This window comes from Desmonostoc vinosum (assembly GCF_059505385.1).
The window spans coordinates 1-11,496 of record NZ_JCACKM010000027.1; the positions used below are offsets into that span (position 1 = coordinate 1).

12 protein-coding genes are annotated in these 11,496 nt (G+C 44.6%); 6 read left to right on the plus strand and 6 right to left on the minus strand.

Annotation, left to right across the window (positions count from 1 at the left end):
* Nucleotides 1-163: 163 nt before the first annotated feature.
* The 5 genes from AC5JMF_RS03520 to AC5JMF_RS03540 are packed head-to-tail and all read right to left on the minus strand — an operon-like array spanning nucleotide 164 to nucleotide 4,310.
* The gene (locus AC5JMF_RS03520; protein WP_495794337.1) at nucleotides 164-859 is read right to left on the minus strand and encodes a DevA family ABC transporter ATP-binding protein; all 696 of its coding nucleotides are present in this window, start codon (nucleotides 857-859) and stop codon (nucleotides 164-166) included.
* Between the two features lie 6 nt (nucleotides 860-865).
* Nucleotides 866-1,444 (minus strand): hypothetical protein, encoded by a 579-nt coding sequence (locus tag AC5JMF_RS03525; RefSeq protein WP_495794338.1) that lies wholly within the window; start codon nucleotides 1,442-1,444, stop codon nucleotides 866-868.
* Between the two features lie 36 nt (nucleotides 1,445-1,480).
* Nucleotides 1,481-2,656 carry an ABC transporter permease DevC gene (gene devC, locus AC5JMF_RS03530; RefSeq protein WP_495794339.1) on the minus strand — a complete coding sequence of 392 codons (1,176 nt, stop codon included), beginning with the start codon at nucleotides 2,654-2,656 and terminating at the stop codon, nucleotides 1,481-1,483.
* The gene (locus AC5JMF_RS03535) at nucleotides 2,653-3,801 is read right to left on the minus strand and encodes an ABC exporter membrane fusion protein (RefSeq protein WP_495794340.1); all 1,149 of its coding nucleotides are present in this window, start codon (nucleotides 3,799-3,801) and stop codon (nucleotides 2,653-2,655) included. The genes devC and AC5JMF_RS03535 overlap by 4 nt, the downstream gene beginning before the upstream one ends.
* Before the next feature lie 50 nt (nucleotides 3,802-3,851).
* On the minus strand, nucleotides 3,852-4,310 hold the full coding sequence (locus tag AC5JMF_RS03540; RefSeq protein ID WP_495794341.1) for a DUF2141 domain-containing protein: 459 nt from the start codon (nucleotides 4,308-4,310) through the stop codon (nucleotides 3,852-3,854).
* A gap of 180 nt (nucleotides 4,311-4,490) precedes the next feature.
* Between AC5JMF_RS03540 and AC5JMF_RS03545 the strand changes: the two genes are divergently transcribed.
* A complete protein-coding gene (locus AC5JMF_RS03545; protein WP_495794342.1) occupies nucleotides 4,491-5,153 on the plus strand; it encodes a TetR/AcrR family transcriptional regulator in 663 nt (220 codons plus the stop codon).
* Nucleotides 5,154-5,208: 55 nt separating this feature from the next.
* Here the strand turns inward: AC5JMF_RS03545 and AC5JMF_RS03550 are convergent, their stop codons facing one another.
* Entirely contained in the window at nucleotides 5,209-6,090 is an 882-nt protein-coding gene (locus AC5JMF_RS03550; protein WP_495794343.1) for a carbohydrate ABC transporter permease, read from the minus strand.
* Nucleotides 6,091-6,114: 24 nt separating this feature from the next.
* On the opposite strand from AC5JMF_RS03550, the gene purN reads away from it, so the two are divergent.
* The 5 genes from purN to AC5JMF_RS03575 all read left to right on the plus strand — a co-directional run bounded on the left by purN (nucleotide 6,115) and on the right by AC5JMF_RS03575 (nucleotide 11,380).
* On the plus strand, nucleotides 6,115-6,759 hold the full coding sequence (gene purN, locus AC5JMF_RS03555) for a phosphoribosylglycinamide formyltransferase (RefSeq protein ID WP_495794344.1): 645 nt from the start codon (nucleotides 6,115-6,117) through the stop codon (nucleotides 6,757-6,759).
* Between the two features lie 153 nt (nucleotides 6,760-6,912).
* Nucleotides 6,913-8,775 (plus strand): tetratricopeptide repeat protein, encoded by a 1,863-nt coding sequence (locus tag AC5JMF_RS03560; protein ID WP_495794345.1) that lies wholly within the window; start codon nucleotides 6,913-6,915, stop codon nucleotides 8,773-8,775.
* Between the two features lie 106 nt (nucleotides 8,776-8,881).
* A complete protein-coding gene (locus AC5JMF_RS03565; RefSeq protein ID WP_495794346.1) occupies nucleotides 8,882-9,496 on the plus strand; it encodes a DUF1003 domain-containing protein in 615 nt (204 codons plus the stop codon).
* 118 nt (nucleotides 9,497-9,614) lie between these two features.
* Nucleotides 9,615-11,093 carry an alpha-amylase gene (locus AC5JMF_RS03570; protein WP_495794347.1) on the plus strand — a complete coding sequence of 493 codons (1,479 nt, stop codon included), beginning with the start codon at nucleotides 9,615-9,617 and terminating at the stop codon, nucleotides 11,091-11,093.
* A gap of 116 nt (nucleotides 11,094-11,209) precedes the next feature.
* Nucleotides 11,210-11,380, plus strand: coding sequence for a hypothetical protein (locus tag AC5JMF_RS03575; RefSeq protein WP_495794348.1), 171 nt, complete (start codon nucleotides 11,210-11,212; stop codon nucleotides 11,378-11,380).
* The last annotated feature ends 116 nt before the right edge of the window (nucleotides 11,381-11,496 follow it).

The window sequence follows — 11,496 nt, forward strand, 5'->3', positions numbered from 1 at the left end:
GATTTTCCGTGTTTTCCAAAGGAGGTGGACTTCGCTTGTGTAATAGCGAATTATACCATTTCACGAAAAATATGATACAGATGCAAACCCTGAAAGCTTTGCTGCATCTAAGTTTTTTAATTGCGAATTGCAGTGCGATTTGTTGTTAAGTGAATCACGGTAATCAGCCCCTTTGAGCCATGATTAGTACTCCATCTTCCATATGGACGATGCGATCGGCAATATCTAAAATCCGATTGTCATGGGTAACTAAAAGAATGGTGCAGCCTTGTTCTTGTGCCAAGTGTTGCATCAAATTCACCACATCTCGTCCAGTTTTACTATCAAGGGCAGCGGTGGGTTCGTCTGCGAGTAGCAGTTTGGGGCGACCCACAAGCGCCCGTGCGATCGCCACTCGTTGTTTTTGACCACCAGAAAGATTTTCTGGATAGCAATGGAGGCGATCGCCTAAGCCAACCTCTTGTAACATCTGTGCCGCCATTGCATTCATTTGTGCAGGCGAGAATTGAGGATGAACTTCTAAACTCATACGCACATTTTGGTGAGCAGTGAGGCTCTCGTGCAAGTTATGCGCCTGGAAAATATAGCCTACTTGCCGCCGAGCTTGTACCAACTGTTTTGGGGTTGCACCGCAAAGTTCTTGATTGAGAAATCGCAAACTGCCAAACTGCACCGCTCGTAACCCCCCAATCAGCGTGAGCAGCGTGGTCTTACCCGAACCAGAGGGGCCAGTCATAATCACAATTTCACTTTTGTAAATATCTAAATTGATTTGATCTAGAACTTGCTTTCGTTGTTCGCTCTGACCAAAGTAATGATTGAGATTTTGAATGGAAAGCACTGGAATTAATGGTTGCATCGTTTCTCAAAATCCATACATAATTCCGAGTTGCACACCAATACTAGTTGTCTCAGTAAACCCAACATTGACTGAAGTAGTCGCGCTAAATTGGCGTGATAGAGGCACATCAATGCCTCCAGTCACCAATCCGCGCACAACCACATCATTCAAGAAAGACTTTGACGAAATCAATGCACCTCCACCCACAAAGGGCATCAGCTGCACTTTTCCAGAACCAGATCGAATTGGAAAATTGACGGTTAGGGCGATCGCATTATCACTGCGAGTATTGCCAAATACTGTAGTACCTCGAATCGATAACAAATCATTCAGATCGTTTCTGGTGATCATTGCAACTCCACCTTCGCTTAACCCTGTGCGATCGCCGCTGACTCCAATATTGCCCCCAATGCCAATAAAGCGTTTTAATTGGCGAGATTTGGTTGGTTTAGCAGGTGTTTCATTACCTGGTTTTGACGGCAAGGGTTGATTAGGAGTCTCGATTTGCTGCAAAGATTGAGCTTGAACGGCGCGATCGCCCAATGTCAGCATCAAAGCTATGCCTAAAAGTATCAGAAACAATCGATCTGAAAAATGAAACATAAGATTTCAACAAACTGATGAATATTTTCAGGAACCCTAAAACATATCGGCAGGGTCTGCGGATTGCAGCTTGCGGGTGGCGATCGCACCAGAAATAAGACACATGATGATGGTCAGAATCAAAACAGTAACTGCACGCGAAACCGTCATGTGAATGGGGAGTGCAGTCGCTTTGGCGGACAGATAGTACACTCCTATTGGCACAATCAACCCTGGAACAAATCCCAGAAATGCCAAAATGATGCTTTCTTCAAGCACCACACCTAACAAGTAGCTGTGGTGATATCCCATTGCTTTAAATGTGGCGTATTCCTTGAGATGAGCATTCACATCAGTTGACAGGACTTGATAGACAATCACAGCGCCAATCACAAACGCCATCGACGCACCAATCGTAAAAATAAAGCCGATTGGACTTTCAGTACGCCAGAATTTTTGTTCATCGTCGATAAATTCGGCGATTGTTATTGCTTTGACATCATTGGGAAGATGCTGTCTCAATTGCTGCACCACCTGTTGTGGATCGGCATCTGCTTGTAGATCGATCAATCCCAAGCTGACACTGCCTGCATCTCGTCGGGGAAACAGCATCAAAAAATTTTGATCGCTTGTCACCACTAAGCCATCTGTGCCAAACGAAGCTCCTAATGAAAACAATCCTCGCACTGTAATCGTGCGTCCTTCTGCTTCGGTGGTAACTGGCTGTCCTTGGTTAATTTGGGCGATCGTGTTTTGGTACTTGCCTCTGGCAGTGCGATCAAATAACACCACATCCGGCAGTTTAATCTTGTCCAATTGTTGGTTCATTTCTGGAACCTTAAACGCCGGATAATCAGGAGCAAATCCCATAATTTGCAAGGTTGCATCCTGTCGAGTTACGGGATTTTTCCAGGTTATGTTACCAGAATAGAGCGCCCGCGCCGCCGCAACACCCGGAATATCTCTTGCCTGGTAGAGTCGCCGCCGTGAAAATGTTGATAAATTCTGCGTATTCTTGGCTTTGGGGCTAACTAAAACAATATCGGCATCGAGTGTGCCGCGAATTTTGGTATTGCTTTCGTAGAGCGATTCTTGAAAGCCAAGCTGCATGAACATCAGTACATCGGCAAAGGCAGTGCCTGCTAAAGCCACCACTAAGCGTCCTTTGTGGCGGCTTAACTGTAACCAACCCAGGGGAGTTCGGCGACCTAACAGATAAAGCCAATTTTTCATCGTTCAATCTGTACCTCTACTTGCAAATTAGTCAATTTTGCTGCTTTCTGGCTGGAGGCTGAATCTAAACGGATATGCACTTCGATGACTTTGGCATCGATGTTTTGACTGGGATCGGTATTAATCACAGTCTGTTGACGCACTTTCAAATCGATCCAAGCGACGGTTCCTCGTAGTTGATTCGGTAAGGCGTTACTGCTAATACGTGCGGATTGCCCAGGATGGATGTTGCGAATGTCACTTTCGTACACCTGAGCGATCGCCATCATTTGAGTTGTTTGACCAATCTCAACAATGCCATCCGTAGAAATCACTTCTCCAGCGCGAGTATGAATATCCATCACCACTCCAGCTTGTGGCGAACGGATATATGCTTGCTCTAAAGAGGCTTTGGCTAGTGCTGCCGCTGCGATCGCCTGTTCTAATTGTGCTTGCAAGACGGCAACATCAACCCCACGCACTTCCCGGATTTGCTCTAAAGTGGCTCGTGCCTTATCGAGTTCTGGAGAACTCGTAGACCAAAGCCGTGCGAGTTCGGCCTGTGCTTGCTGGAGGTTTCGTCGCCCTGTTTGCAGTTTCAATTGTTTGCTGTCGCGTTCCGAGGCAGAAATTGCCCCTTGTTGATACAGCATTTCATAGCGTTGATATTCCACCTCTGCGTTGACCGTTTCTGCCTGAAATCGTTCTATCGTTGCTTGTTGTGCGGCAATGCTGGCATGGCGATCGGCTTGCAAACGCACAATCTCAGCTTTTTGAGTTGCAATTTCTCCTTGCTTTGCGCCTGCTTTGACTTGCAGCAATTTCGCCTGTGCTACTTGCACATCCTTTTGTGCTTGGCGAAAACTGGCTTGCAAGCGATCGCGGCTATTCAAAATTGCAATCACTTGCCCAGCTTTGATGCGATCTCCTACCTTTACCAACAATTGCTCAATACGGTTCTCTTGGGTGGAGGTGGGTGCTTTGAGATGAATCACGTCCCCGTCTGGTTCTAACCTTCCTAGTGCCGTCACTGTTTTGATCGCAGGTGTTGTCTTTGTGACCGGAGAATTAGTCTCAGCTGTAGACGAACACATCCACCAGTAAGCGGCCAAACTCAAGCTCAAAAGCCCAATGCCTGCGATCGTATATAGGATAGGCTTCGCCAATGCTATTTTTTGTCGTGAAGACTTAACGAACACATTCCAGGGACTCATCTTCACAAGTACATAAATGAGAGGGAAATTGTCTTTTCGCCGTCCAAGGTAAATTTCGCTCGCTCAAAGGACGGCCGTCCTTGTTCCTGAGTCATGTTAGAAAATCCAATTCCTTCCTTGGGCATTCCCATAAAACCCCTATCAATCTTGCCGTTTTTGTTCTCATCATGAAATGCCGAAATTGCATAATCTCCAGATGGAACATTTTCAAATTTCACTGTGACAACCTTTGCCGTTGGATTCACTGTGACGTGCTGAAAAGATGCTCGGTCGGAACATATCGGAAAATCTTTGTCTTGTTGTTTCCAAAGGCAAACCATGACGTTGCCCTTTTGAGAACGCAATCCGCTGAGAGTGACTGTGACGGAGGATGGCTGTGCTGATAATGACGGGCTAGTTAGACTCACAAAAATACCTGTTAGTAGCAGCCGCATCCACATTCTGGTGTGAATCATGTTCATGTGTAAATCTCCTGTGTTGATTTTTACCACTGGGTTCATCAACGACGAATTCTATAAACTGCCAAAAATCTTTATTTAGTATTTTACTAAACCGTGTAGTAAAGCATATTGAGCAGTGTAGTAAAATAAACAAAAAGTGTCAATACCTGACAACTAAACTGTTGTGGGATGTATTTTTCGATGAGTGATTTCACAGATGGAAGCGATCAACCCCAAAAGTCACCGCAACACAAAGAGGTTGATAAGAGTGGAACAATCTTAGCGGGAGCGATGCAAGAGTTTATCAAAAGCGGCTATACGGCTGCCAGCATGGATCGGATTGCCGTTGCGGCTGGAGTCTCTAAGCCCACCCTCTACAGCTATTTTCGAGATAAAGCAGGTTTGTTTGCTGCCCTGATTCAGAAGATGACTTTAGGTAGTCATAACAGTAGATTATTTGAAAACGAACAACTACTCCAGCTACCATTGCGCGACGTCCTCAAGCAAATAGCAACAGCCTCACTGGAAAAAATGTCAGGTAAACAACCTCTGTTTACGCTAATTCGCTTAATTATTGGGGAATCTGGTCGGTTTCCGGCCCTGGCGCAGACTTTTGTGCGAAATGGTGAAAAACCGATGCTGGAAGAACTGAGTTATTTATTTGCCAATCACCCCGATCTCAAAGCAGGCGATCCAGAGGTGTTGGCAAGATGTTTTCACGGTAGCATTGTGCATTACATTATTCTTCAAGAGATTCTGCACGGTCGAGATATTGTACCCCTGGAGCGCGATCGCTTTATCAATGGCTTAATAGACTTGATTGTAGGGGAGCGATCGTTTGACCCAGATCAAGAACTTCAATGAAGAAAAAAGGCCGAAAGCAATTGATATATTCGTGCATTTTTGGCGTACTTCAATCCTACTCTTGTTTCCAAGTTCGTAACTGTAAATACACTAGTACCAGCGTCACTGCTAACAGTACTGTTGCACCTGCTGCGGCATAACCAAAATCAAATTGACCAAAAGCTTCTTGATAAATGTAGTAAACCAGTAAATTAGTCGAATTCAATGGGCCGCCACCAGTAATTACATAAACTTGCTCAAAACTCCGTAGTGTAAAAATTGTGGTGGTGACAATTACAAATATGATAGTTGGTTGCAACCCAGGTAGGGTGACATGCCAAAATTGTTGCCAAGCATTTGCCCCGTCTAGTTCCGCAGCTTCATAACGACTGGGAGGAATTGCTTGCAACCCTGCTAGAAACACTACCATATTAAAACCGAGTTGTTTCCAAATACTCAATATGATGAGTACTGGCATTGCCCAAAATATATCCCCTAGCCAAGGTATTGGCGCAATGTTAATTAATTTTAAAAATTCGTTCACTGGCCCCTCAGTTTGAAACAGCCAGCGAAATCCCAAACCAGCTGCTACCAGAGAGATGATTGAAGGTAAAAAATAAGCACTCCGCAAGATGCCCCGCAAGGCTAAAGAACGGTCTAATAAAACTGCCAGCCCTAAAGGAATGACTAAACTCGGAATAACGGTTGCAAGGGTAAAATAAACGGTGTTGCCAATCACTTGCCAAAAATCAGAGTTGAGTAGCAAGCGCCAGTAATTTTTTAGACCTATCCAATAAATACCTTGGGAAGTGAAACTGCCAGCAGTGAAACTCAGGTAAAACAAGTAGGCGATCGGCCAGATAACAAATAAGCTTAATAAAATTAACGCTGGTGTGAGAAAAATCCAAGCAGCAACTGTATCATTATCCAACCACGACTTACTATATATTTTTGGCATCTAACATTTTCCCTACGTGCTGTTATGTCCTTTCGCCCTGATTCTACCTCCAGCTTGGTTTCTCCTAGTATTAGCAATGGTTCATTTTCTGGAGGTAGTCCCGTGAAACTGGGAATTATGGCTTCTGGAAATGGTAGCAATTTTGAAGTAGTAGCTCAAGCGATCGCAGATGGACTACTAAACGCTCAAATCCAAGTTTTAATTTACAATAATCCCTCAGCTAAAGCAGCAGCAAGGGCGGCGAATAGAGGTATTGAGGCTGTGCTATTGAATCACCGTGATTACAAAAGCCGCGAAGAGTTTGACACACAAATTGTACAAACATTACAGCAATACAATGTGGAATTGGTGATTATGGCAGGCTGGATGAGACTAGTGACATCAGTTTTGATTGACGCCTTTCCTGACAAAATTATCAATATCCATCCCAGCTTGCTACCCAGTTTTAAAGGAACCCGTGCAGTCGAACAAGCCTTAGCGGCGGGAGTAAAAATTACTGGTTGCACAGTTCACATAGCCTGTTTAGAAATGGACAGCGGCCCAATTATCATGCAAGCAGCAGTACCGATACTACCAGACGATACACCCGAAACACTCCACGCCCGCATTCAAATTCAGGAGCATCGGATTTTACCACAGGCGATTGCTTTACTAGGGAGTAGGGAGTAGGGAGTAGGGGGAGATGAGGGAGACGCGGGGACGCGGGGACGCGGGGACGCGGAGAATAATCAATAACAATCGCCAATCGCCAATCGCCAATCCCCAATCGCCAATCCCCAATCCCCACTACAATTAAAATGAAACTTCACTCCAGTAGCTAAAGTGTCAGACTCTTTACCGTTGCGCGATCGCTACCTTGCTTTAATTGATGAAATTGTCGCCACTACTCTTCAGGGCAAGATTAGCTCTGTGGAGCAAGTGTATCAAATGCTGTTTAGGGAAATCACTTCTGGAACGGGGGAAGTGTTTGAATTGGCTTTGAGCGATCGCACTCATGCTATCCAAAAACAGGTAGATGAGGAAAAAGATGAACTCAAAAAAGCGAAGGCAACACGGAGTTTAAGAGCAATCAAAACGATTCAAGGTCAATGGCAGCGGTGGCAAGAGCAAAATAAAGCGACAGAAGCGATTACTTTTGCGGTAACGGAAATTACCACAGCATCTGTGGGCGATCGCTTGGCTGCATTTGTACGTGTTACTGATCCTAATCAAAAGCATCCGTTAAATTTGCAACAATTACAGCAGTTGGCGAAAGCATTGCAGCAATTTGCCCAACTCGATGCTGATTTACAGCAATTTTCCGCAGGGATGACTCGTGGTTTAGCTGCTTGGCAACGCTTGCAAGACAATTTACTCAGCTGGATGTATGAGCAAAATCAAGCATCACTAGGTTTTGGCGGCGTACCTGGAGAACGCGGCCCCTGGGCGAGTTGGGCGAAGCAAGTCAATGGTGAGTTGTCCCAAGGATTGTTTCGCGCTTTAGCGATGGAGGAATCTGCAATTGAATTTGCAGCACAGCAGCGTAGTGTCACTTTCAGCGATTGGGTAGAAATGGCATTGATTTTGCAGTACTTGCAGAGAGGTTTAGTTAACTGGTTTGACCAACAAGCCTACGATATTCAAGCAGGGCCAAAATTATCTATTTCTACTTTCTTGACTTTTGCAGTGATTTGGAGTCAGTTAGCTAGCGGTTTTGGGAGTATTGGGGCAGAGTTTAGTAATGCTTGCTCTCAAATTATGCTTCAGATTCTGCGAACCTTTGCCCAGCGTCCCTATTTTCCCTTTTATGGCGGAATTTTTGCCTCTTTTTCTGGTACTTATCTGCGAGATGCTCTAGATTACTTGGATGAACCTCTGCGTAAAGTCGAAGGAACACAAGAAAAAGCGCGGATTTTGACACTTTTAGGCTATTCTCAACGCGCTTTGGGACAATATCAACGCTCTATTGATTTTCACCTGCAAGCGCTAGAAATCGCTAGGAGTGCAGGCGATCGCCCATGTGAAATCGCCAATCTCAATCACCTCAGCCGCACCTATGTCCAAGAGAAAAATTATGCTGAGGCAATTAACTACAGCCAGCGAGCATTAATACTAAGTCGGCAAGCAGGCGTTAGCGCAGCTCCTGCGGAGCAGGCTCGGACAGGAGAAGCCAATGCACTAGTAAACTTGGGTTACAGCGAAGTCATGCAAGCCCAAGAACTAGAACAAATTGAACCCGAAACTTATGAAGCAGCAATTAATTATTTAGAACAAGGTTTAAAATTATCAGATAAATTAGGTGATATTCAAAGTAAAGCCTTGTGTTTTAGCAGTTTAGGCATTGCCTATTTAGTAATTGAACAACCCCAAACTGCAATTCAATATCTGGAAAATGGCTTTAAAACAGCGCAAATTTCTGGTGATTTATATCTCCAAGGACGAAATTTAGCTTCTTTAGCCGAAGCTTACTATCAATTGCAAAATGCTGAGAAAGCTATTTATACTGGTAGTTTAGGAATGTATCTTTTAGAGCAAATTGCCTCTCGCGAATGGCGTCAAGTAGCGGGGTTACTAACAATTATTCAGGGACAAATAGGGGTAGAAGCTTTCCAGAGTTTATTAAAACAACACCGCCCTAAAATTGTTTCAGTTATCGGTGTAGATGGGTATGACTATATTCCGCAGTTGTTAGAAAAATACAGATAAGCTGTTGGACATTTAGTTTGCATATATTTTCGTGTTGAAAGCTTATTCGCCGATCGCACCACAAGATAAGCAATAATCTAGTACATCCAGATTCAGGAGTTGCCGCATGACGGACAACGCAGACAACAGATACTTCATAGGTGCGAACAAACTCCAAGAGAAAGCCGCTCGCAATCAAGTTCTCACAGCTCCATTACCAGACCCGATTACAAAAAATATTGAAGCGATTAGTTTACTTCATACGCAGGAAGTTCGAGATATTCCCCGCCACCAGCGGATACTGGAAGCGATCGCTACATTCTTTGGGCGATCGACATTTTTGTATAGTTTGCTATTCATACTGGCTTTATGGATTTTTGGCAGTTTTTTTGATCACCTTTTGCCATTCAACCTGCCCTCATTTAGCTGGTCAGGTCAAGGCTTAGACGCAGCTGCATTGGTGATTTCAACTGGAGTGCTAGTGAGACAAACTCGCCAAGAAAACTTTGCCGAACAGCGGGCGCAATTGATGCTACAGCTTAACCTGCTCTCCGAGCAAAAAATTGCCAAGATTATTGCTCTATTGGAAGAACTGCGTAACGATTTGCCTAATGTGAGCAATCGGCATGATTCGGAAGCCCAATTGATGCAATCACCCCCTGACCCAATCGCAGTCTTGGAAGCACTCCAGAAAAACTTAGCAGAAGAACTCTCATCTACAGAAGGAGACAATGTAAGTTGAGCGCAGTTCTTGAGAGACTTTTTTTTATCTCTTGAGGGGGAAGCGCAAAATATAAATTCAATTTTAGTCTTGATGATAACAATTAAACTTAACAATATATCTTCCCAAAGGGATACACATGTCTCAGCTAAATGGTGTGATGATGCAGTTCTTTCATTGGTATATCCCTCCAGATGGAAACCTTTGGAATGAGTTTAAAGATAAAGTTAAAGACTTAGCCGATGCAGGTGTTACATCTGTTTGGTTGCCCCCAGCTTACAAAGGAACAGGGGGTGGGTATGATGTCGGCTACGGGGTCTACGATATGTACGATCTAGGCGAGTTTGACCAGAAAGGCTCGGTTCGGACAAAGTACGGTACAAAAGACGAGTATATCGCTGCTATCAAAGCGGCAAAAGCTGCTGGCATTCGAGTCTATGCTGATGTTGTCCTCAACCACAAGTTAGGTGCAGACGAACCCGAAGAGGTGGAAGCAACTCCCTACAATCCAGACGATCGCCGCCAGCCGATTGGTGAGATGCAAAAGATTAAAGTGTGGACTCACTTTACCTTTCCAGGTCGTCAGGGCAAATACTCCGATATGGAATGGCACTGGTGGCACTTCGATGCAGTTGATTACAACGTTTACAACGAAGGTGAGAACGCAGTTTATCTGTTCAAAGATAAACATTTTGATGACAATGTAGACCTAGAAAAAGGCGCTTTCGACTATCTCATGGGATGCGATCTGGATATGCAGAGTCCAGAAGTGCGCGAAGAGTTGAATCGCTGGGGTGAGTGGTTTGTAGAAACCACAGATATAGATGGCTTTCGTTTTGATGCTGTTAAACACGTTAGAGCTAACTTTTTCCCAGAATGGCTGGTTCACTGTCGCCAAAAGGCAGGTCGCAATCTCTTTGCTGTCGGTGAGTACTGGTCTTATGAAGTTGAAGCGCTGCACCATTTCATTGGCTTGACCGGTGGCGATGTGCTGTTGTTTGATGCGCCACTACACTATAATTTTAGCGCTGCCAGCAAACAGGGCAATGACTACGACATGCGGCAGATCTTTGATAACACCTTAGTCCAACAGCAACCTGCTTTAGCCGTTACCTTAGTTGACAATCATGATTCTCAACCCTTGCAGTCGTTGGAGTCTGTAGTTGAAAGCTGGTTTAAACCGTTAGCTTATGCGTTGATCCTACTGCGAAGTGAGGGTTATCCCTGCATCTTCTATGCAGATTACTATGGCGCTCATTACAAGGATAAGGGCCCAGATGGCAATGAGTATGAGATTTGGCTTGATAGTCATCAATGGCTAATTGATAAATTTTTGTATGCTCGTCAAACCTATGCTTATGGCGACCAATACGATTATTTCGATCACGCCAATACTATCGGCTGGACGCGCTTAGGAGATGAAGAACATCCTGGCGGTATGGCGGTTGTTCTGAGTAATGGAGGAGAGGGGACTAAGTGGATGGAAGTTGGACAACCCAACAGCACTTATATTGATATCACTGAACATATCAGCGAACCCATCACAACGAATGATGAGGGTTGGGCTGATTTTCGATGCAGTGCTGGTTCCGTTTCTGTGTGGGTTCCAAAGTCGTAGTCGGAGTTAGAAAACTGTCAGCTAAATTCTGTAAATATCTCACCAAATCTTCTAATGTAAACTACCCAGACTGTATTCGGTACTCCAAATACGGTGTGGGCTTTTATGTAGCTCTAGTGACACAAGGGGATAGCGCGGCTAACGGTTGGCAATATGAAACAATTCAAAACTTAGGAAGTGGTTTAAATTCTCCCAAGAGGCGAGCGATCGCATTAGCCTATCATTTTATCGCTACCCCTAAAAACTCCATCCACAAGGGGATGGAGGTTTGGGAATTTGGGAGTTAAAAGTTGAGTAGGCAACTTAAGTCTTGACAAATAGAGTTCGCGGCTATACCGGCAAAGTCCGCCTGCGCGGACTAACGAAAAATTAAGTACAGTGCGTAAGTTCTCAAATTAGCAAA